The organism is Limisphaera sp. VF-2, assembly GCF_049537125.1.
Taxonomy (GTDB): Bacteria; Verrucomicrobiota; Verrucomicrobiia; order Limisphaerales; family Limisphaeraceae; genus Limisphaera.
In genome coordinates this window covers 1,243,128-1,265,177 of sequence record NZ_JBMVQY010000001.1, presented here as the reverse complement: position 1 = coordinate 1,265,177, position 22,050 = coordinate 1,243,128, and the positions used below count along the sequence as shown (strand labels likewise).

Annotated in this window: 12 protein-coding genes; 4 read left to right on the top strand and 8 right to left on the bottom strand. The window is 66.2% G+C overall.

Annotation, left to right across the window (positions count from 1 at the left end; all coding sequences use genetic code 11):
- Positions 1-210: 210 nt before the first annotated feature.
- The 6 genes from pgsA to ACPDIT_RS04565 form a co-directional block, all read right to left on the bottom strand.
- On the bottom strand, positions 211-807 hold the full coding sequence (gene pgsA, locus ACPDIT_RS04590) for a CDP-diacylglycerol--glycerol-3-phosphate 3-phosphatidyltransferase (protein WP_423441978.1): 597 nt from the start codon (positions 805-807) through the stop codon (positions 211-213).
- A gap of 475 nt (positions 808-1,282) precedes the next feature.
- Positions 1,283-2,353 carry a DUF4236 domain-containing protein gene (locus ACPDIT_RS04585; RefSeq protein WP_423441977.1) on the bottom strand — a complete coding sequence of 357 codons (1,071 nt, stop codon included), beginning with the start codon at positions 2,351-2,353 and terminating at the stop codon, positions 1,283-1,285.
- Between the two features lie 410 nt (positions 2,354-2,763).
- Positions 2,764-5,133, bottom strand: a complete 2,370-nt coding sequence (locus tag ACPDIT_RS04580; protein ID WP_423441976.1) for a hypothetical protein — start codon at positions 5,131-5,133, stop codon at positions 2,764-2,766.
- A 111-nt stretch (positions 5,134-5,244) separates the two neighbouring features.
- Positions 5,245-6,201, bottom strand: coding sequence for a right-handed parallel beta-helix repeat-containing protein (locus tag ACPDIT_RS04575; protein WP_423441975.1), 957 nt, complete (start codon positions 6,199-6,201; stop codon positions 5,245-5,247).
- A gap of 725 nt (positions 6,202-6,926) precedes the next feature.
- The gene (locus ACPDIT_RS04570; protein ID WP_423441973.1) at positions 6,927-7,634 is read right to left on the bottom strand and encodes a response regulator transcription factor; all 708 of its coding nucleotides are present in this window, start codon (positions 7,632-7,634) and stop codon (positions 6,927-6,929) included.
- Between the two features lie 118 nt (positions 7,635-7,752).
- Complete coding sequence (locus ACPDIT_RS04565; protein ID WP_423441971.1) at positions 7,753-10,809, bottom strand: two-component regulator propeller domain-containing protein; 3,057 nt, start codon at positions 10,807-10,809, stop codon at positions 7,753-7,755.
- A 644-nt stretch (positions 10,810-11,453) separates the two neighbouring features.
- Between ACPDIT_RS04565 and ACPDIT_RS04560 the strand changes: the two genes are divergently transcribed.
- Genes ACPDIT_RS04560 through ACPDIT_RS04550 form a run of 3 tightly spaced genes read left to right on the top strand, consistent with a single transcriptional unit; the run spans position 11,454 to position 16,506 of the window.
- Positions 11,454-14,348 carry a tetratricopeptide repeat protein gene (locus tag ACPDIT_RS04560; protein ID WP_423441969.1) on the top strand — a complete coding sequence of 965 codons (2,895 nt, stop codon included), beginning with the start codon at positions 11,454-11,456 and terminating at the stop codon, positions 14,346-14,348.
- An 8-nt stretch (positions 14,349-14,356) separates the two neighbouring features.
- Positions 14,357-15,526, top strand: a complete 1,170-nt coding sequence (locus ACPDIT_RS04555; RefSeq protein ID WP_423441967.1) for a glycosyltransferase family 4 protein — start codon at positions 14,357-14,359, stop codon at positions 15,524-15,526.
- Between the two features lie 2 nt (positions 15,527-15,528).
- Entirely contained in the window at positions 15,529-16,506 is a 978-nt protein-coding gene (locus tag ACPDIT_RS04550; protein WP_423441965.1) for an MraY family glycosyltransferase, read from the top strand.
- 4 nt (positions 16,507-16,510) lie between these two features.
- On the opposite strand, the gene ACPDIT_RS04545 is transcribed toward ACPDIT_RS04550, so the two are convergent.
- Positions 16,511-17,227, bottom strand: a complete 717-nt coding sequence (locus tag ACPDIT_RS04545) for an HAD-IA family hydrolase (protein ID WP_423441964.1) — start codon at positions 17,225-17,227, stop codon at positions 16,511-16,513.
- Positions 17,228-17,240: 13 nt separating this feature from the next.
- Entirely contained in the window at positions 17,241-19,352 is a 2,112-nt protein-coding gene (locus ACPDIT_RS04540; protein ID WP_423441962.1) for a prolyl oligopeptidase family serine peptidase, read from the bottom strand.
- 227 nt (positions 19,353-19,579) lie between these two features.
- Here ACPDIT_RS04540 and ACPDIT_RS04535 point away from each other — a divergent pair, with 227 nt between their 5' ends.
- Entirely contained in the window at positions 19,580-21,979 is a 2,400-nt protein-coding gene (locus ACPDIT_RS04535; protein ID WP_423441960.1) for a carbon starvation CstA family protein, read from the top strand.
- The last annotated feature ends 71 nt before the right edge of the window (positions 21,980-22,050 follow it).

Below are 22,050 nucleotides of genomic sequence, written 5' to 3'. Positions count from 1 at the left end.
AAGGACCTGCCGGCTCAAAGGGGTACCCCTCGTGGGCGGCGGGGACTCCTGCCCGCACATGCGTGCCCCCCCCATTGCGCCCGAGTCGCGCGCGCAAGCGAATCAGAACCTCGTGGAATGGGCCTCCGCCGAAGTTTCAGAGGGCAGCGGACGCACGGGGAGCGGCCTGGCGTTGTTCGGTGTCCCGGACCCGGGCGGACGGGCCATTTTCTACACCTCGGTCAGATACAGTTTCCGGTTTCGCCAAAGGTAGAGCCCCCCGCTCCAAAGCGTCAGCAGCACTGCGGTCCACACGGCGCACAGGGCCAAAAGCGGCAACCACGGCTGAAACCACGTGGCAACCGCCACGGGCCACTCTCTGGCCGCCTGAAGGGTTAGAAGCGCACCGAGGGCCAGCATCTGGCTGGTGGTTTTGTGCTTGCCGTAACGTTCCGCGGCCAGGACCAGGTTCTTGGCTGCTGCCAGGAGTCGCAACCCGGTGATGGCCAGTTCCCGCGCGACGACCACGATGGCCATCCAGGCGTGGACCTGCACGGGCACCTGGGGATCGAGCCGTCCGCGCTCCACCATCACGATGAACACGGAACAGACCAGGACCTTGTCCACCAGCGGATCCATGAGGATGCCGAAATTGGTGATCTGGCCGCGCTCCCGGGCGATGCGACCGTCGAAAAAGTCGGTGAGGGCCGCGGTGGCGAACAGGAGCAGCGCGGCGGTGTCGCGCAGGGGCAGCGGCCACTGCAGCAGCAGAACCAGCAACACCGTCATGCCCAGGCGGGAAACGGTGAGTTTGTTTGGCAGATTCATCCTCGGGGGATAGTTGGGGCAAAGGCGGCTGGGCCTGCAAGCTTCAAACCCCGGAAACTCCGAGCCCGCGCCGGGGCGAGATCCATTGGGGGAACGCGGGGAACCTTCGCATCTTTTGTGGGCATCTGCCATCTCCCGGGCAGGTCGCGGCAGGTGTCGGAATCCATCCAGCTTTCCCGGGAAGGGCGGCGGTGCAGCTGTCACTCTCGGACCGCGCGCTCTTCCCCACGGCCAGGGGACGGAAAGGTCTGAAGCAAGCGCGCCAACGAACCCGGCGCATTTCAGGTTTTGGCGACGGCCAAAAACTCGGGGGAAGTTTCGAGGGTCCTCGACAGGCGAAGGCCGAGGGAAAACGGGCAATGCCCCTGGCATACCTGCGTCCGGGCCTGAAAAATGGAAATACACCTCAACGAGACTTTCACCCCGTGCGCCCGGGAGGAAACAGAGAAGCGGAGGAGGGTTCGGGTGCCGTACCTTACATGGTTCTGTGGACCCCGTCACTCGTGGGATTCATGCCGAGTCGGTGGGCGACATCTTCGAAGTCCGGGTCGACCGCATGGATTTTTTCCCATTCCCGGCGGGCCCGGCGGGTTTCTCCGAGCGCCTCGTATACCAGGGCCAGCTCGTAGTGCACATGCAGCAACAGATCGCCCGGCCGATCCTTTTTCCGCCGCAGGGCCTGCTCCAAGGTGGTCCGGGCCGTCTCCATGAGCCCGAGGGTTCGCAACGCGCGCCCCCGGTAAAGCAACAGTCCGGTGTGAAGGGCGGTCTCATTTTCCACCTCTTCGGTGAGTTGAAGGATTTGGCGGCAACAAGACGTTTCGCGCCCCGGAAACGTCCACAAGAGCTCTGCCAGCGACAGGCGAACCACCGGATCGTGCGGGGTCATTGCGAGCAGCTGGTTCAGCCGATGCACCGCTTCGTGCCACTGCCCCATCTGTTGATGCGCTTCGGCCCAACCGAGAAGCACGGCAGGCAATCCCGGCATGAGGTAGATCACCAGTTCCTTTGTGACGGGCAAACCCACGCTCATGCTGAGTCCGTATTTGGCGAAAAGCCTTCCGAGCTCCGTATGCCGTTCCGCGGCGAGGCCAAAAAGGTGCGCGGCCCGGGACCAGTCCTCCTGCTTCAAACACAGAAACGCCGCCACAAACGCTGCATCCGGCAGGTGAGAGGCTCGTTGCAGGAGGGTCAACCCTTCCCGGTCATTGTCCTCGTGAATTTTTCGGAGCCCGTCGATAAAGTCTTCCTCCTCCTGCGGAGTGACGAGCCGTTTGAAAAAGCCCAACTTGAGGCGACTTCCCACGGGCGGCAGCGTCGGCGGCACCGAGGAACCGGAAGCGCCGGCACGGGAGGGACTCGCCCGGGAGGTGGAAACCGTGTAGAAGATCCCCGTACCCGGAAGCCCTGCAGTGACGCGAGTCCCCCGTGGCCCCAAAGTGATTTTGGCACCCGGCGGCCCCAGGGATACCGACATGCCCGACAGGCTGAAGTTGAGCGACAGCCAGGGCGTGATTCTCACGCGCCTCCAGAATCGCAATCCCATGGCAGCCTCACCGAGTTCAGCATAGCGAGCAGGTGTCGGAAGAAAAGGACCGGCGGGCCATATGCAGGCGCCGGTCGCAGGCATGCGCGTCCATGCCCTGCCGGCTCGGGAAAGCCGGTGCTTTGAGAACCGCAGCGTTCCTCCCGCCACCGGTCGGGGGGCCCGATGAAGGGGGTCAGGGCGTCGGTTCGGTTCCTGCAGCCACCCGGCCGGCGCGCAGCCTCAGCATCTGGCAAGGGGGCGAGAGGGGATTACGGTTCTCTCTTCAGGTGAGCCGGCGGTTCCGCGCCCGGATGTCCCCGGGATGTATCGAGCCGGGGAAGCAGGCCTGAGTCAGGGTGCAAGCGACTTTTTGGATCGGGCACCGCGGCGGGCGGGATGGGTGGGGAAGCAGTTCGGGCGAGCCATTGTCACGGCGCGGTGTCTTCCCCCGTCAGCCCCTGGGCCGCCATCCAGGCCCGGGCTGCGTCGGGGTCACGAGCCAGCCAGCCTTGGGCAACGCGGTGAATCAGTTGCTGACGCAAGGCTGCGTCCTGCACCTGGTCAATCCACCGGGTGGCCATTTCCGGCCATTGCGATGCCAGCAGGGAGACATAAGCAGCCGTCGCCCCATCGCGAATCGGGCCGGTCGGGAGGGACCGAATCCATTCGCCAGCTTGCGCGGGAGCGGCTTCAGCCCAGGAGGTTATGACATCCTCCATGGCCGCACTCTGGAGCTCGGGGTCGCCCAGACGCTGCAACCATTGAGCCGCGGCCGCGGGATCATGCTGGGCCCATTCGGTGGCGACCAAGCGCACGGCGGCCGGGTCCAGGCCCTCCAGTGCGAAGGATTGAAGCAGCGCGGCGGCCTCTGCCGGAGACTCCTCCGCCACCACCGTGGCCAGGCTGAACAGGAACCTGGAACGCTCGGGTCCGGCGCGGAGTTGGTGGAGTTGCGCCAGGGCACCTTCTCGATCGTTTCGCGCCCAGACATGAGCCACGCGGGCCAAAACGTCTTCCTGCGTTTGTCCCTCGAGCCGTGTCATGACCAGCTCGAACGCCTGTCGCGGGGCGCTGTAGGCCAGCTCCGTGGCGGCCGCAGCCACCAAGGGTTCCTTGACTGCGCCCGGCGGAAGTGAGCCCAGCCATGCCAGAGCACTGGCCGAGTCTGTCCGAACCCAATGTGCCATGGTTCGTTCCAAGACCCGAGTCTGGTCTGCGCCAAGCTGCAAGGACAGGGCCCACTGGAGGGCTTGGACGGGGTTGGCTTCGGCGAGCACTTCTCCGACCGCCTCCAGGGCAAGGGACCGGCCCGGGCCGGGAGGCAGCGACTGCACCCACTCAATGGCCTTTTCAGGTTGTTGGACGGCCAGGGCCCGTGCAATGACCGGCAGGGTTTGCCAAGAGGTGCGGGTTGGGGAAAGCTCCGGCACCAGGGTTGCGGCCAGTTCGGGGTGTTCCGCGGCCAGCGCCAGGGCCACGGCCTGCATCGCGTGCTCGCGCTCGGCGCCCGGGGCCATGCCGCGCACGAGGGTCATCGCTTGTTGCGGGTCCGAGAGCGCCAACTGCAGCAGGGCTGCCTCCGTGACTTCCCGCTTGGTCCGGCTGGACGGGAGTCGTTGGGCTGCTTGCAGAGCGGCGGTCGGGTCTCCCTGGGCCCACAAGTGAAGGACGTTGGCGATCAGTTCGGTTTTGACCGGGCCGTCCGGAAGGTTTTGCAAATGCTCGAGGGCGGCGCCCGGGTCTGCGTTGGCCCAGCTTGGGATCAAGTGACGCATGGCGTTGTCTTGCGCGGTTCCAGGGGGCAGGGCGGCGAGAAGGCGCAGGGCTGTTTCGATGTCCTGGTTGGGCCACATCTCGACAAGAGCGGCAATGGCTTCATTACGAACAGGGCTTTCGCCCATGGCCTGCACGAATTCGGCTGCCTGGTCCGGGGCGTATTCGACCCAACCGCTGAGGATCTGTCGGATGGCGCGGTTCCGCTCGGGGCCGCCGCTCAGTTGTGCGGCCCTCGCCAGGGCCTCGACCGGCTCCGTCATTCCCCAGGTCCGGAAAATGGCCTCCATGACCTGGATCCGCTGGGAGTAGGGCAGGGCGAGTTGTTCGGCCCGGCCCAGGGCCTCAGAGGGATTCTGTACGGCCAGGGCTGCAAAGACTGCCGCATAACTGCCTCCGCGAAGCGGGGAGGGCAGCAGCTCGACCAACGCCAGCGCCCGGTGGGGATCCGAGATGCACAACGCGTGTACGGCCTCGGCCAAAAGTTCGTTGCGCAGATCGGAGGGAGGGAGCGTCCGCAGCCATTCCACGGCCGCGTCGGCCTCGCGGAAAAACCACTCGCGGGCTGCGGCCACGATCCATTGGTCGCGCAGGGGCGCCATGGGCCAACGGACCAGGAAATGGAGAACCGCTGCAGGATCCACCGCGATCCATCGTCCCAGCAAGGCATCCCGCAGGGACCGTTGCAGCGGATGCCGAAGCAGGTCGGCGACGGCTTCGGCCAGCCACTGCAGCTGAGCCCCGTTCAGCGCGGCCAACGTGCGGTCCCATTCTCGGGTGCGTTGCCAGACACCTCGGGCGCATTCGGCACGGATTCGCGCGGCCAGCAGACCAAGGTCCGTGGCGGTCTGCCCGACTCCGAGAGCCCCGCGGGCTTCTTGCGGCGGGCCGGCCTTCGTGAGGTCGGCGGTTTCCCCGGGCGGCGGAGCTGGCGCAGCGTCCCGGTGCATGAACCGGTCGGTCATCCATGCGCCCGCCAGCACGCCGGCAACGAAGGCACCCAGAGTGGTTGTCCAGCGACGCATGCGCAGGTTCTGCTTTCGGGAGAGGATCGGGCTCGCGGGTCGGCGTTGGACGGACCCGCGAGCCCTGCCTCCACCCCTGACGATCCCGATCCCTCCTGTTTCCGAACTGCCCTACTGGCAGCTCACAGTGACGGAATTCCCGGACCCACCGGTGATGCTGTAGCAGCCGCCGGCGTTGCCCTGAACGGTGCCCGCGCGAACATGGGTGTTGTAGGAGTCCTGGAGCCAGATGCCGATGCCGCTGCAATTGCGGATGTAACAGTTGTTCACCGTGGCATCCCGGCTCTGGGTCAGGCTGAAAATGCCCCGGCCACAACGATTCGCGTCCACATAGTTGACCGTCCCGCGCTGATTGGAGTTGGCAACCCGGAAACCGGCATAGCCTCCGCCATAGTTGCAGTTGTAGGCATAGACCGAGCTGCCCGACCAGTTCACCGTGTTGTTCAGCAGCAGGCCGCAACCGGCCGAGTTGTTGGCCGTAACCGTGCTCCAGTAAAACCCGTCCACGGTGTAGGTTTCGCACCCGTGCGCGGTGGGGCCGTTGGCCGTGAGGCTGTTGATGTTGATGTTGCGGGAGCCGCCGCCCTTGCTGTCGTCGAACCGGTAAATCAGCCCGCCCGAGACGTCGCAACTGCATCCGCTGAGGGTGAGGTTGTTGCTGCTGCGGGACCAGATGCCGTAGCGGGGAGAGCCCGTGATGCGCTGGTTGCGGATGGTGATGTTGTTTTTGCGGTCGAGCTGAATGACCGAAATGGTGCCGCTTTGGCCCTGGGATTGCGTGCCTCCGTAATCGAGCGTCAGGCCGTCGCGGGGCGAAACGCCGTATGTGGCGTCGCACGTGCCGCTGTTGCGGATGTAGATGGTGCCGGAGGTCATGTTGTCACTGCAGGCCTGAATGGCCGCGTTGTAACTGGTGCCGGTGTAAACCGTTCGCCCGTCGACGCGTCCGGTCCAGGTGCTGCCGGATCGGGTGACATAGGCGGTCGCGGCCTCCGAGGAAACCAGGCTCAGGCACAGGACCGCGCTGCTCCAGAGCCGCAGGGAGTTGCTGAGTGTCGGGTTTTTCATAAGTCGTGCCGTACTTGCGTTCCAGTGCTGATGCGCCGATCTCTAACAAGAACGTCGAATGTTGGGAATGGCCAATTCTGGTCATCCGAGGAGCCACCAGGGGAGCAACAGGCCGCGGAGATCGGGTTCTTGGACGTCCGTTCTCGCGACAGTTACAAGCGGAGCGGCAGGCGCATGGAAGCCGACCATGGCTCTCGGAAGCTCCGGGGCTTCGGGATGCCCGCCCGTTCTGTTGCGTGCTCTGCGGCGTGGCGTGGGACTCCGCGTGCTCTCTGACATGCCTCTGGGATTATTGCGTCCTCGGCGGCTGCCGATCCCCAGCCGTCGTTCTGTAAGCCATCGAGGGAGAAAGACGAGAGGTTGGCGGGTGGCGTGTCCGCCGACTGTCGTCGGCGGCTACGAACTTGGGGGTAGCCGCCGCCGCAAGGCGGCGGACCTCCGGGATCCAGAGGCAAACTCACGCTTCGGAGTGTCGGGGTGCTGAAGGACACGTTTCAAAAACTGCCCTGGCAAACTGGCCAATTGCGCGGGCGCAGACGGGAACGGGGCGCTGTCCAACAGCTGGGTGGCCAGTGTGTTGATGCGGTAGATCATCCGTCGATCCGCCGGCTTCCTCCGGCGGCTACGAATTGGAGGTAGCCGCCGCAAGGCGGCGGACCTGGAATGCAGACCCCCGGCCCCGACGTCCCGGCCGGTGGATCGTCGGCCGGTCCCGCTGACTCGGATCATCCTTTCCTGCCGGGTTCGTTGCCGGGTCGGCCCGGGTCGGGCCGATCGGGTGTGGCGGGCCAATGGGCGTACCGTGCCACGGCCTGCCAGCGGGACCGGACGTGCAGTTTCTCGTAGATGCGGCGGATGTAAGTGTTGACCGTGGGCAGGCTGATGCCGAGGGTGTCGGCGATTTCCTTGTAAAGATAGCCCCTGGCCAACAGGTCCAGCACTTCGCGTTCGCGGGGCGACAGCTCGGCGGTTTCATTCCAGGTCGGCCCCTCGGCGGCACGGGCGGGGGGCTGTTGTTGGAAGGACTGGACGACCTTGCGCGCGATGTTGCTGGTCATGGGGGATCCCCCGGCATGCACTTGTCGGATCGCAGCCAACAATTCCTGGCGGGGTGTCTGCTTCAGGAGGTAGCCGGTGGCGCCCGCTTTGAGGGCGTCGAAAATGTGGTCGGCGTCCTCGTACACGGTGAGCATGACGAATTGGGTGTGGGGCATTAGCGGCTTGAGTCGGCGCACGCATTCGATGCCGTTGATGCCGGGCAGGTTGATGTCGACCAGCACGACGTCCGGCTTTTCCTGGGCCAGGGTGCGCAGCGCGCTTTCTGCGGTGTCGTGTTCGCCCACGCACCGGAAGCCGTCGGCGCGCCGGATCCACTGGGCCAGGATCTCCCTGGCCGGCGCGTCGTCTTCGATGATGGCCACTGCGATGCTCACGGTTGTCAGGAGCCTAAGCCACGTCGGGGGCGCGTCCCTGTCGTCAATTCGCATGACAGGGCGATGCGGCGCGCTTCGGAGTACCGGGGGGAACGAGGGGGTTGGGCGTCATGCTGGTTCAATGGCCGCGGACGGGCACGCGGAAGAGGATCCGAGTCCCTCTTCCCGGGGTGGATTCGATATGGCAGCTCCCACCGATGTCGGCCAGTCGTTGTCGCATGTTGTGCAAGCCGTTGCCCCGCGGAGAGGAGGAGTCGGGCCCGGTCGGGCCGGGCGGGGGCAGGTGGAAGCCCCGCCCGTTGTCTTCGACCTGGAGCACAAACCCGTGGGCTTCGGTTTCCAGGGCGATGCGGACTTCCGCCGCGCCCGAGTGTTTGACGGCGTTGTGGAGGGCTTCTTTGAAGGCCAGAAAGAGGTTGTGCCGCACTTCGGCGGTCAGGGGCCAGGCGGGCAGGTGCACGGGCACGTCGAGCCGGCATCGGACCCGGGCGGCGGCCAGGAATTCCTGAGCGAAGCGCCCCAGGTAGGTGGCCAGGCTGTCGAGCGTGTCGTGCTGGGGGTTGACCGCCCAGACGATTTCGTCCAGGGCCCGCGTGAGCTCGCGGGCGGTGGTATAGATCCGGTCCAGTCCTTCCGCGACGGTTTGGGGGTCATGAAGTTCGGCGCGTGCGGTTTGGCTGAGCAGGGTAATGCGCGTGAGGCTGGCGCCCAACTCGTCATGCATGTCTTTGGCGATCCGGGCCCGTTCCCGTTCCAGGGCCTGTTGACGTTCGAGACGTTCGAGCTTGCGACGCAGGCGGGCCCGGGCAATGCGGGCCACGCCGATCGCCACGGCTCCCGCGCCGGCCAGGGCCGCGCCCAGGCGGAACCACCACGTTTGCCAGACAAACGGCTCCACCACAAAGGCCACGCGGGCGCCGGTGGAGTTCCAGATGCCGTCGTTGTTACAGGCAATGACATGGAACACGTAGTCGCCGGGGGGCAAATATTGATAGACGGCGGTGCGCTCGGTGCCCGCCTCGGTCCAGTCCCGGTCCACGCCCGCCAGCCGGAAGCGGAAGCGGACTTTCTCCGGGGCCGTGAAGCTCAGGCCGGTGTAGCGGAATTCCAACCGATGTCGGCCCGGCGGGATTCGCACGGCGTGGGCCCCTGCTGCCGGCTCGGCGGTCAGGCGTCCGTTCACGCGGACTTCTTCGATGACAACCGGCGGGGGTTGTCGGTTGATTTTGACCACGTGCGGGTCCACGCCCACCAACCCTTTTTGGGTGGCAAACCACAGTCGGCCGTCCGCGGTGCGGCAGCCGGCCGGTTGCAGACCTCCCGAGCATTCCAGGGTCGGCATTCCCTCGCCTCGTCCATACACCAGGCTCCGGAGCGGTTCTGTGCTGCCGCTGGCCACCCGGTCGAGTTCGGCTTTGGCGACCCGGATCAGGCCGTTGTAACTGGCCAACCAGATGGATCCGGAGTCATCGGGGGCAATGTGACAAATCACGCCGCTGGGCAGTCCCTGGCTTGGTCCCACTGCGGCAAAGGCTTCTTGAAAGAACCGGACCAGTCCGTCGCCGGCCGTGCCCAGCCAAAGCGCCCCCTGCTCGTCCCGCCACAGGGCCTGCACGTAATCGCTGGGCAGGCCGTCGCTTCGACGCCACTGGCGCAGCTGCCCCTGGTGGAGGCGCCCCAAACCTCCCCCCGACATGCCGAACCACACGGCGCCGTCCGGGGTGCGCAAGAGCGTGCGGACATCCGGGGCTTCCAAACCTTCCGCTCGCCCGTAACGGCGTGTTTGGCCCGCCCGATACTCGATCAACCCCTCGCCCGTCCCCAGCCAAACCGTCCCGTCCGGGTCCGGCAGGATGGCCAACACCGGCGGCGTCAAGACTTCCAGTCCGGCCGGGGGAGCGAAGCGGCCGTCGGCCTGTTGCACGAACACGCCTCCGCCCCAGGTGCCCACCCACAATTGGCCCGAGGCATCCTCTGCCACGGACCACACAAACAGATTTGAAAGCCCGGATTCGACGGCGAATCGTTCCCACCGACCTTCGTGCCAGCGGTACAAACCCGCGCCCTCCGTCCCGATCCAAAGCGCGCCCCTGCGGTCAGCCATGACGCACAACACGGCCCGGCCCTGCCAACGATCCGGGGGGGCCGGGGTCCACACCTTGCTCGGTCGGACGGCCACCAGGCCTGCGCTTCCCACTCCGGCCCACAAGTTCCCCTCGTGGTCTTCACACAGGGACCGCACCCAGTCCTGCGGCAGGCCGTTCGTTCGGGTAAAGTGCAGCGCTTGTCCCCGAGGCGGCACCAGGAACAGTCCCGCTTCGGTCGTGGCCGCCGCCACGGTGCCGTCGGAAAGCTCCAGCATCACCGGAACTCCCGTGGAGTACCACGGAGCCCGGTTCCGGGTTTCCTGCCACCGGCCCTCGGCCCAACGTGCCAGCTCACCGCTGTACGAAACCCAGAATCCTCCGCGCCGGCTCGCACAGATCCCTTGCACGAATCCGGGTTCGCCCTCTTTTTCGAAGGCCACTGGCGCAACTTCTCCCCGCCAGAGGCGGGAGACCCGGCCGTTTCGGGCGATCCAGACCTCCTTGTTCGCGCCTCTGGCCACGGAAACCAGCCCCCGACCTCCGCCCGTTTCGGGGAGCAGCCGCCGACCATCGGACACCCGAACCAGGAGTCCTTCCTCGTCCACGAGCCAGATTTGCTCCTGCTCGTCGGCCACGATGGCCAACACCTTGCCCGTGCCCCAACCCGGGGGCACCGGCACCGGGCGAAACCGCCCCGATTCACGGATGGAAACCGAACCGTTTTCGTGTCCAACCCACAGACGTCCCTCGGCGTCCTCGTACAGCGCCGTCACCCGGCTGCTCGACAGACCCGGCGTGTTTCCCGCGTCGAACACCACGAAGCGCACGCCGTCAAAACGCACCAGGCCCGCGTAGGTGCCCAACCACAAGTACCCCTCGCGCGTTTGCGCCAACGCCGCCACGGAACTCTGCGGCAAGCCCTCGTCGGTCCCCCAGACCTGAAAGAAATACGCGGGTGCCGCCTCCTCCACCGCTCCGAGTCGGATCCCCAGCAACCACACGAGGACGGTCCACCACGCCCGTCGCCGGGCGCAGGCTCCCCGGAATCCAGCGGTCCAGGCCAGATCCGTCTGACGCGTCCGGAACACCCCGCGATTCTGCGGGCCCGACTGCCTGGCGGCAAGGAGCCATTGGGTGGGTACGGGGCACGATCCGCGTGGCACCGAGGCAAGAAGTGATCAACCGCCCGCCCCAAAATCACCGGATCCGTGCCGACCCAGAGCTCCATGCCATGTCGGGTGCAGCTGGGAGCCGGGCCCTTCCCCGCGCGTTGGCGGGTCGGCCCGCCAGCCGAACGAGCCTGCGGCGAAACGACCCATCCTCTGGACTCGAGACGCTCAGCTCCTTCCATGCGGCGGCGCTTTCGATTCAATCCCCTGGCCCGACGCAGGGGTGCGGGGGCATCTCCGGCTTCTTCGATGCCTGGGAAACGGTTGCGCGCTGCGGCGGAGGCGTCGGAGCCGGGTGAGTCGTGCGGGGCTTTCTCGGCGCACAGAAACTCCCCACCCGCTCGTCTCCGCTTGCGTGCAGCGGAAGGGGAGGCCAGGGGCGAGCGTGCCAGGGCAGGACACAACCCGGATCGCCCGAAGCTTGATCAACAAGGCTCCAACGGAGCAGCACCGCCAAATGACGCGGCGGCATTCGCGATTGTGATGATTGGGTTACGGAGGCATGGATTGAACACGCGGCTCTTGCCAACCGGCTGGCCGGTGGGCCACCTTGGGCGCGGCGCATGGCGACCCAACCGGCAAGTATGCAGCAGGAACGGCGCTTTGTATCCGTGACCCTGCCCTGGGCCGTGGCAGGTGTGGCGTTGGTCCTCTACCTCTTCACCCTCAACCGGGGTCTCACGCTCGGCAACCTCCTGTCCGTGGCAGGGCTCACCGGGCTCCAATGGCAACCGGGCCTGGCCTCTCCCGTGTACACCCTGTTGACATACCCATTGCGATGGTTGCCGCCGGGTTGGGTGCCGATTCTGTTGAGTCTCTTTTCCGCCCTTTGTGCCGCGGGAACGCTGGCGCTCCTGGCTCGTTGCGTGGCGCTTCTGCCCCATGACCGGACGCCGCTGGAGCAATTCGCCGTGCGCAACGAGTGGGGATTGCTCACGGGGCGCCGCGCATGGATCCCGCCCGTGGTGGCGTGTGCCGTGGCGGGCTTGCAGTTCACCTTTTGGGATCGTGCGCGTGACGGCGGTCCGGAAATGTTCGATTTGCTGCTCTTTGCCTGGGTCGTGCGATGTCTGCTGGAGTATCGGCTGGATGCGCGGGAGCGATGGCTGGACCAGGCGGTGTTCGTGTACGGGCTGGGGATGGTGGAGAATTGGGTGCTGATCCTGTTGCTGCCCGGCTTTCTGGTGGCCCTGGCGTGGGTCATGGGCTGGTCCTTCTTCCGATTACGCTTCCTGGTGCGGGCCTGGCTGCTGGGACTGGCAGGGTGTTCCTTCTACCTGACAACCCCGGCGCTGGCCAAACTGCATCCGGAGATGACCGTGCCGTTTTGGCCGGCGTTGCGCATGCTGCTGGTGGAACAGAAGAACCAGTTGGTGGGGCATCTCCTCTATGCGCGGGAGGCGCTGGGACTGGTGGCCCTGTTTTCCCTGGTGCCGCTGGTGATTCTGGCGCTGCGGTTCCGGCCGTTGAGCGGAGACATCAGCCGGGTGGGCTCGGGCTTGACGACGTTCAGTTTCCATGTGTTGCGGGGGATGTTCCTGGTGGGAGGGGTGTGGGTGGCGCTGGATCCGCCCGTCAGTGCGTCCCAGGTCGGCCTGGGCCCCCAATTCCTGCCGCTGCACTGGTTGACGGCATTGGTCGTGGGTTACGCGACAGGGTATTTCCTGCTGGTGTTTGGAGAACGCCGGCGTTCGTTCCGGTGGACACCGGCGCAGGTGCGACGGAACCGTGCCGTGGTGCTGGCCGTCTGCGGGTTGGGTTGGGTGGCGGCAGGTCTGCTGTTTTACCGGAGCTATCCGGCCATTCGCACAGCGGACGGGCGATGGTTGCGGGAGTTTGCGCTGTTGGCGCGCTCGAGCCTGCCCGAACAACCCGCCGTGTTGTTGAGCGATGACCCGCGGCGGTTGTGGCCGGTCCAGGCCCTTCTGCAACAGCGTTCGCCGGGCGCGGCCCACGTGGCGGTGGACACCCGGCTGTTGACGTTCCCGGACTATCACGAGGCGTTGCGGCGCCGGACGGACGGTCTTTGGCCTGCGCCTCCCACCAACGCGCCCCCGGGTCCGCTGGATCCGCTCTGGTTGATCGACCGGCTGTTGCGCGTGTCCGAGGCGCGTCCGGTTTATTATCTGCATCCGAGTTTCGGGTACTACTTCGAGTATTTTGCCCCCCGGCCGCACGGTTTGGTCTGGGAACTGCGCCGATACTCGCCGGAAGAAATCCTGCCGGAGCCGTGGGAGACAGCGCTCGTCGAAGAAAACCAGCGTTTTTGGGCGCAGGCGGCCGAAGGTGCGCTGGCGCAGTTGCGGCGCGGCCTGGGTCGGACCGGCCCCACGAACCTGTTGGACCGGGTTCTGTTGCGGTTGCGAGTGGGCCGACCCGTGTTGCCGGACGTGCGGCTGCTGGCGGTGTTCTACTCGCGCTCGTTGAATTGGTGGGGGGTGCAATTGCAACGGCTGGGCCGCTGGAAGGAGGCCGGGGACTGCTTCGCGCGCGCGCTCGAGTTGAATCCGCAGAACCTCGTGGCGCAGGTCAACGCGGAATACAACCGCAGCCTGCTGGCGGGCAGGCCGACGCGAGTCACGTTGACCGGGCCGGTGGAGGACCAGTTTCGGATGTATCGAAACTGGGACCAGGTCATCGGCGAAAATGGTCCCTTCGATGAACCGACCTTCTGCTACGAGCAGGGACGGGTTTTCGCGCAGGGGGGCCTGCTCCGCCAGGCCCTGGTGGAGTTCGAGCGGGTGCGGCAACTGGTGCCGGACGACCTGCCCTCGCGGTTGTGGTTGGCGCATTTGTATTTGACCGTGCGGCAACCAACGCGGGCGCTGGAAGTGGTGCGCGAAGTGACGAGTCAACCGGCCCGTTTTGGTCTGACCCTCACGAACCAGATCGAGCTGCTGGGGCTGGAAGCCACTGCGCGCTTTGCCTCGGGCCAGCGGGAACAGGCCCACGAACTCCTGGCCCGCGCCGTCGGCACCGGCCCGACCAATCACTATTTGCTGGCGGTCTGTGCGCAGGTCTATCTCCGGGCCGGGGAATGGGCGCGGGCGATCGAGTTGTTCGACCGACAACTGCAGGTGCTGCCCGGCGACACGGATGCCATGATGAACAAGGGCTATGCCTGCCTGCAGGCCGGCCGGTACGACGAAGCGGTCGCAGTGCTCGATCAACTGCTGCGCGTGCAGACCAACAACCACCCCGCAATGCTGAACCGCGCCATCGCCCACCTGCGACGCGGCGCACTCGACGAGGCCTGGCGGGATTACCAGTACCTGGCGGGCCTCTACCCGCAGGCGTATCAGGTGCAATACGGCCTGGGCGAGATCGCCTGGCAGCGCCGCGACACCAATGCGGCCATCCAACACTACGAAGCCTACCTGGCCTCGGCCCCGCAACAAACCGCCGAGGCTTCCAATGTGGTGGCGCGGCTGCGGCTCTTGAAACCGGGATCGCCCTGACCGCCCCCATGCGCGTGGTGCACGTGATCACCCGCCTGATCGTGGGCGGGGCCCAGGAAAACACCCTGGCCAGCGTGCTGGGCTTGCGCCAGCGACACGGCTGGGAGGTCAAACTGATCTCCGGCCCCACCCGCGGACCGGAGGGTTCCCTGGAACCGGTGGCCGCGGCGGTACCCGGACTTCTGGAGATCGAACCCTCATTGATCCGTCCCCTGCATCCCTGGCAAGACACGCGGGCGTGGCTGCGGCTGACGCAACGCTTTCGGCACTGGCGACCCGACCTGGTGCACACGCACAGTGGCAAGGCCGGTTTCGTGGGGCGCCTGGCGGCCCGGCGCGCCGGCGTGCCGGTGATCGTGCACACCATCCACGGACCCTCCTTCGGGACCTTTCAGGGCCCACTGGCGAACTGGATCTTTCGCACCGCAGAACAGTGGGCCGGCCGGGTCACCACCCACTTCGTCGTCGTGGCCGAGGCCATGGCCCGGCAGTATCTGGCCGCTGGCATCGGCCGACCCGACCAGTACACCCGGATTTACAGCGGCTTCGATCTCGAGCCGTTTCTGCAGGCAAGGAACGATCCGGAGCGCCGGGCGCGGCTGGGCGCGGGCCCGCAGGATCTGTTGGTGGGCAAGGTGGCGCGGCTGTTCAAGCTCAAGGGACATGACGACCTGTTGGACGTGGCGCCCGCGCTGGTGCGAAAAGTGCCGCAGCTGAAGTTCGTATTCCTGGGTGACGGGGCCTGGCGGGGACGTCTGGAGGCGCGCGTCCGTGCGCTGGGCCTGGCGGAGCACGTACGTTTCGTCGGGTTGGTGCCGCCTGCCGAGATTCCTGCCTGGATGGGGATCCTGGACGTGGTCGTGCACTTGTCGCGACGCGAAGGGTTGCCGCGCGCACTGCCCCAGGCGCTGGCGGCCGGCAAACCGGTCGTGGCCTACGCCTGTGACGGGGCGCCGGAGGTGTGTCGGCCCGGGGAAACCGGTTTTCTGGTGACCCCGGGAGATCGGGCCGGTTTGGAGCAGGCAATCCTGCGGCTGCTTCAGGACGCAGGGTTGCGGCAGCGGTTGGGACAGCAGGGCCGCGCATGGGTGCGACAGCATTTTGACGTGCAAACCATGGTGGACGCGTTGCATGCGTTGTACGTGCGGTTGTTGGGTCGGGCACCGCAAAAGGATTGACCATGGAGACGCCGTGGAATTTGTTCGTGCCCGCGGCCCTGATCGCCTGTGCGGGCAGCGCCCTCAGCCTGCCCTTGTGGCGGCGCGCGGTGCGCCGGCTGGGCATGGTGGACGATCCCGGACAACGAAAGATCCATGCCGAGCCGATGCCCCTGGCCGGCGGGCTGGCCGTGTTGACGGGTTGGTTGTTGGCCCTCGGTGCAGGGGCGGCCGCCCTGTTCACGGTCTGGTCCGATCCCACCACCTGGGCGGCTCTGTGGCACGGGGTCAGCCGTCGCGCCGGGCAACTGGCGGTGCTGGTCGGCGGGGCCCTGGCCATGACCCTGCTGGGGGCATTGGATGACCGCCATGAATTGCGGCCGGGCGTAAAGTTTTTGGGGCAATGGCTGGTCGCCAGCGCCGTGGCCCTGGCCGGGATCCGCATCACGCTGTTTGTGCCCAGCCCGTGGTTCAGCTACCTGGTCACCGTGCTGTGGATCCTCACCCTGGTCAACGCCTTCAATTTCACAGACAACATGAACGGGCTTTGTGCCGGGCTGGGGTTGATAGCCTCGTGGTACTTCGCTGTCTTGGCGGCGCGGCAGGGACAGTATCTGGTCGCGTGCTGCGCATTTGCCGTGTGCGGAGCGCTGGCCGGTTTCTTGCCGTGGAATTTCCCGCGGGCTCGCGCTTTTCTGGGGGACTCGGGCAGTCACCTCGTGGGTTACTGGGTGGCCGTGCTGGCGATCCTGCCGCACTTTTACAGTGAACTGCATCCCCGCTGGCACGCAGTGTTGTCCCCGCTCTGGGTGTTGGCGGTGCCGCTGTCGGATCTGGTGCAGGTGGTGATCAGCCGGTGGCGGAGGGGCCAGCCTTTTTACGTCGGAGACACGCATCACTTCTCGCATCTGCTCGTGCGGGCCGGCCTGAGTCCGACGCGTGCCGTGCTGGTGTTGTGGGCAGCCGCAGCAGGGACCGGTGCAGTGGCGTTGTTGTGGTAAAGGCTTACGGGCCGGAGCGCGAGGCGGGCCATTGGAATCCGGCCCGGCGAAGCCAGGGCTCCAGCTGGCGGAGCGAGCGGATGGCATGCGGCGCGGAGGACTGCGGACGGCGCCCCAGCAGGACCGCCTGAAATCCGGCCCGCCGGGCAGCCTCCACGTCCGCCACCGGCTCGTCACCGACGTGCAGGATTTGATCGGGCGGCAGTCCCAGCGCATCCGCGGCATGCAGGAAGATCGAGGGGGAGGGTTTGGCGAAACCAATTTCCGCGGAAACGACGATCACATCGAACCCCGATTCCAGCCGCAGGGCCCGCAGCAGGGGACGCAGACGCAAATCCCAGTTGGAGATCAGGCCGAGTTTGACGCCCCGGCGGCGGAGGCGCATCAGCAACCGGGGGAAGGCCGGATCGACCCGCCATACGTCGGGGTGCCGAAAACGTTCATACAGTTCACCAAAAAAAGTTCGGCTGGGCGGAACCGGGAGCAGCCCGGCGAAAACGGCATCCACCACTTCCATCCACCGGGCGCGGGAATGATCGAAGTCCGGTCGGGCCCGCCAGGCTTCCTGAAAGCGGCGCGTCAGATCGCGGGCCGAAAAGTGCCGGCCGGTCCACGCGGTGGCGACTTCGGCGTAAATGGCGCCGACGGATGGCCAGGGGTGCAGCCAGGTGCCGCCGGCGTCGAACGTGATGGCGCGGAGCAAAGGTTTTCGCGCGGCCACGGGGCGGTCGGGCTCACCGGGTGTGGTGGAGGGCGAAGGCCAGGCGATCAGCGGCTTCTTCGATTTGCTTGGCGGTGGGTTTGCCGGCGCCGTGACCGGCGCGGGTTTCGATCCGGATCAGAACCGGCGGGCCACCGCGGACCTGGCATTCCTGGAGGCGTGCCGCGAACTTGAAGCTGTGAGCGGGAACCACGCGATCGTCGTGATCCGCCGTGGTGATCAGGGTGGCGGGATACCGGGTGCCGGGCCGCAGGTTGTGCAGGGGCGAGTAGGCGTAAAGGTACCGGAACGCCTCGGGATTGTCGGCGCACCCGTATTCCGAGGTCCAGGCCCAGCCGATGGTGAACTTGTGGAACCGGAGCATGTCCATGACGCCGACGGCGGGCAGGGCCACCGCGAACCGGTCCGGCCGCTGCGTCATGCAGGCGCCCACCAACAGACCGCCGTTGCTGCCGCCGGCGATGGCCAAATGCCGCGGGGAGGTGTAGCGCTGAGCGATGAGCCACTCGGCGGCAGCCAGGAAATCGTCAAAGACATTTTGCTTGTTCTGTTTCATGCCCGCCTGGTGCCAGGCCTCACCGTATTCGCCGCCGCCGCGCAGGTTGGGCACGGCATACACGCCGCCCTGTTCCATCCAGACCAGATTGGCCACGCTGAAACCGGGGGTGAGGCTGATGTTGAACCCCCCGTAGCCGTACAGCAGGGTGGGGTTGCGCCCGTTGCGCACCAGCCCCCTGCGGTGTGTGATGAACATCGGCACGCGCGTGCCGTCGCGACTCGTGTAAAAGACCTGGTGCGTTTCGTAGTCGTCCGGATTGAAGGCGAGCCGGGGTTGACGCCAGACGGAAAGCTCCCCGGAGGGGAGATCGTAGCGGTACACCCGGCCGGGCACGGTGAAGCTGGTGAAGTGAAAGAAAAACTCGGTGTCTGAGCGCCGGCCGTTCAGAGCGCTGACGGTGCCGAGCCCCGGCAGCGAGAGCTCGCGGTCCGGTCGGCCGTCTAGGTGGAAGAGCCGGATCCGGCTGGAGGCGTGATGCAGATACTCGGCCACGAAGCGCTCGCCGATGACCTGCACGTTGCGCAAGGTGTCGTCGGACTGGGGAATGATTTCCCGCCAGTGCCGACGGTCGGGCTGGCGAATGTCAATGGCGATCACGCGACCGCGCGGGGCCTCCAGGTCGGTGCGGAACCAGAAAATGGGGCCGTCGTTGTCGATGAAGGTGAAGTCGGCTTCGAACTGCGGAAGCAGCTCCACCACGCGCGCCGCGGGATCCTGAAGGTCCAGGTAAAACACACAGTTCTTCGGGTCGGTGCCGCGGGTGACGGTGATGATGAGATAGCGGTCGTCCTCGGTGACCTGGCCGTAAAAGCCCCATTCCTTTTGATCGGGCCGGTGATAGACCAGCCGGTCCTCGCTTTGCGGGGTGCCGAGGCGGTGAAAGTAGAGTTTTTGAAAATAATTGACCCCGGTGAGCCGTGTTTTCTCGTCGGGCTCGTCGAACCGGCTGTAGAAGAAGCCGCTGCCGTCCTTGCGCCAGGAAGCGCCGCTGAACTTGACCCAGCGGACATGGTCGGGCAGATCGCGGCCGGTCTGCACGTCGCGCACGCGCCATTCCTGCCAGTCGCTGCCGGCCACGGACTGACCGTAGGCCAGCAGACGCCCGTCCTCGGTCGCGGTGGCTCCGGTCAGTGCCACCGTGCCATCCGGGGACCACTGGTTGGGATCGAGCAGGGCCCGGGCGGGCCCGTCGAGGCTGTCGGTCACGTACAGGACGGACTGGTTCTGCAGCCCGTCATTCTTGCTGAAGAAGTAGAGGTTGCCCCGGCGCACGGGCGGGCTGTAGCGCTCGTAGTTCCACAGCTCGGTCAGGCGAGCCCGGAGGGGTTCACGCTCGGGCAGGCGGGCCAGGTAATCGAACGTGACCCGGTTTTGGGCTTCCACCCAGGCTTTGGTCTCCGGGGCATGGTCGTCCTCGAGCCAGCGGTACGGGTCTTCCACAGGCACACCATGATAGAAGTCCACCACCGGTTCCTTGCGGGTGACGGGATAGGGCAGATGCGGCGTCACGCAAGCCGCGAGGGCCACCAGGATGGCAACGGCCAAAAGACATTTGACGGTCCACATGGCGGCAGGAGATTGGCCCGCAACGCTGCCGGACGTCAAAGGTTTCCGTGACGCGGCCGGGGGCGGCTTGCGCGATCCATCGGTAGCGAAGCCCGCGGTCCGGACGAGGACACGCGGATGAACGCAATCCAGGACCCCGGTCGGCCCTCCGACCCTCCGCGCGCAGGAGCCAAGTCCGGACTTTACGGATTGCGATGTTTCGAAGAAAAAGAGGGGGCCGTCACGCGATGAAAAAGGTGTTGCGTGCAGGGATTTGGTTGGCCGTGGCCCTGGCCGGTGCGGGGGCGTACGTGACCATGGCGTGGCCGCGGGGGGAACCGGTCAATGCTTCGACGATTCTTATCGCGGCGATCTGCTCGTATGCGCTGGGCTACCGATTCTATTCGAAGTGGCTGGCGACACGGGTGCTGGCGTTGAACGACCGGCGGGCCACCCCGGCCGAGATGCACGATGACGGCAAGGATTTTGTCCGCACTCACAAGTGGATCGTCTTCGGGCATCACTTTGCCGCGATCTCGGGTCCGGGCCCGCTGGTGGGGCCGGTGTTGGCGGCGCAGTTCGGGTACCTGCCCGGAACCTTGTGGATTCTGATCGGGTGCGTACTGGGCGGTGCGGTGCAGGATTTCGTCATTCTGTTTTGTTCCATGCGCCGTCGGGGCCGGTCCCTGGGAGAGATGGTGCGGGACGAACTGAATCGGCCGGCCGGGTTGGTGGCGTTGTTGGCGATCCTGGCCATCATCGTGATTCTGCTGGCGGTGCTGGGCCTGGTGGTGGTGAAGGCGCTGGCCGAAAGCCCTTGGGGCGTGTTCACCGTGGGGGCGACCATCCCGATTGCCATGTTCATGGGCGTGTACCTGAGGTTCTGGCGGGTGGGCCGGGTCCGGGAGGCGTCCGTGCTCGGGATGGTGGGATTGTTGTTGGCGGTGTGGGGCGGCAAATGGGTGTACGAGCATCCCGCCGCCTCGGCGTGGTTCGGTCTGTCGGACCTCACGCTGGCCTGGGCGATCATTGGCTACGGCCTGCTGGCAAGCGTTTTGCCGGTGTGGTTGTTGCTGGCCCCGCGCGATTACCTGAGCACGTTCATGAAGCTGGGGACGATTTTTCTGCTGGCCCTGGGCATTCTGGTGGTGCTGCCCGATCTTCAACTGCCGCCGGTGACGGCCTTCATCGACGGATCGGGGCCGGTGGTGGCCGGCAAGCTGTTTCCGTTTTGTTTTATCACGATCGCCTGCGGCGCCATCTCGGGGTTTCATTCGCTGATCTCCAGCGGCACGACCCCCAAGCTGATTACGCGCGAAAGCTACGCACGACCGGTCGCTTACGGCGCCATGTGTTTGGAATCGTTCGTCGCGATCATGGCCATGGTGGCCGCCTGCACGATGGAGCCCGGGGTTTATTTCTCGATGAATCTCAAGGGCGATCCGGAAGCCGTCGTGGCCCGCGTCAGCGCCGCCGGGTATCCGGTCACCGTCGAACACATGGAGGCACTGGCGCGCGAAGTGGGCGAGCACACGTTGTTCGGCCGCACCGGGGGAGCCGCCACCCTGGCGGTGGGGATGGCGCAAATCTTTGCACGCGCCGTGGGGCATCACCTGTTGGATCTCTGGTATCACTTCGCCATCATGTTCGAGGCGTTGTTCATCCTGACGACGATCGACGCCGGGACCCGCGTGGCGCGGTACATCCTGCATGATTTCCTCGGTCATGTGTGGCGCCCCTTGGGCGATACGCGGAACCTTGCGTCCAACCTTCTCGTAAGCGGCCTCATGGTCAGTGCCTGGGGATACTTTTTGGTGCAGGGCGTGCGCGATCCGCTGGGCGGGATCAATTCCCTGTGGCCGCTCTTCGGCATCGCCAATCAGATGTTGGCGGCCATCGCGTTGTGTCTGGCGACGACGGTGATCTTGAAGCTCGAACTGCGGCGGAGGCACCAGCCGGATCCCTCCCCCCCGGATGAGCCCACCCCAATGCGCCCCGGTCGGCCGTGGCTGGCCCTGGTGACCCTGGTGCCGCTGGTGTGGCTGGTGAGCGTGACCTTCACGGCGGGCATTCAAAAGATCGCCCACCCGGATCCACGCATCGGTTTCCTGGCGCAGGCACGCGAGCTGGCCGGTCAGCGCCCCGCCCTGGAGGCCGCGTTGGAGGCGGCACGCGCAACAGGCGACGCGACGGCGGTGGCCGCAGCCGAGAAAGCGTTGCGCACCAACCGCGTGTTGCAGTTCAACAACCGCCTGGACGCGGTGGTCGCAGGCGTCTTTCTCACGTTGGTCGGGTCGGTCCTCTTGTTGAGCGGATGGGAATGGTGGCGGCTGTGGACAGGTCGCCGCCCGGCCCAGTTGCAGGAGACGGCCCCGGTGTGGCTGCCTGCTTGGGCCGCGAGGGAGCGGTCGCAAGCGGTGCCCGTGAGTGTGGCGGGGGCGACGGCGCTGGCGGTGGCTCTCACAAAGGAACTGTCCGGCGAAGCTGCGCTGGAACGGGCGCACGCGCGGGCCGCTGCCGCCTCAGCCGTCTGCCCGTGCGAGCCCTGCCGCGTCTCGTCGACGTCCACAGGCCGTGTTCCCGTGTCGCGTGAACTTTATGTGCAGGTCACCGAGGATCGATTCCGTGGCGTGCGGCGGTGTTGTTGAGGCGCAGCTTCCGCAGGGGCGGAGCCGGGCGTGCAGGGGCGGCCCAGGGGAGACCCGCCACACGCGCGGTC

Bases quoted from the DNA above. Each gene is read 5' to 3' on its own strand.
- ACPDIT_RS04555 (WP_423441967.1), top strand. From the start codon at position 14,357: ATGCGCGTGGTGCACGTGATCACCCGCCTGATCGTGGGCGGGGCCCAG.
- ACPDIT_RS04540 (WP_423441962.1), bottom strand. From the start codon at position 19,352: ATGTGGACCGTCAAATGTCTTTTGGCCGTTGCCATCCTGGTGGCCCTC.
- ACPDIT_RS04575 (WP_423441975.1), bottom strand. From the start codon at position 6,201: ATGAAAAACCCGACACTCAGCAACTCCCTGCGGCTCTGGAGCAGCGCG.
- ACPDIT_RS04550 (WP_423441965.1), top strand. From the start codon at position 15,529: ATGGAGACGCCGTGGAATTTGTTCGTGCCCGCGGCCCTGATCGCCTGT.
- ACPDIT_RS04535 (WP_423441960.1), top strand. From the start codon at position 19,580: ATGAAAAAGGTGTTGCGTGCAGGGATTTGGTTGGCCGTGGCCCTGGCC.
- ACPDIT_RS04585 (WP_423441977.1), bottom strand. From the start codon at position 2,353: ATGGGATTGCGATTCTGGAGGCGCGTGAGAATCACGCCCTGGCTGTCG.
- ACPDIT_RS04560 (WP_423441969.1), top strand. From the start codon at position 11,454: ATGGCGACCCAACCGGCAAGTATGCAGCAGGAACGGCGCTTTGTATCC.
- ACPDIT_RS04580 (WP_423441976.1), bottom strand. From the start codon at position 5,133: ATGCGTCGCTGGACAACCACTCTGGGTGCCTTCGTTGCCGGCGTGCTG.
- pgsA (WP_423441978.1), bottom strand. From the start codon at position 807: ATGAATCTGCCAAACAAACTCACCGTTTCCCGCCTGGGCATGACGGTG.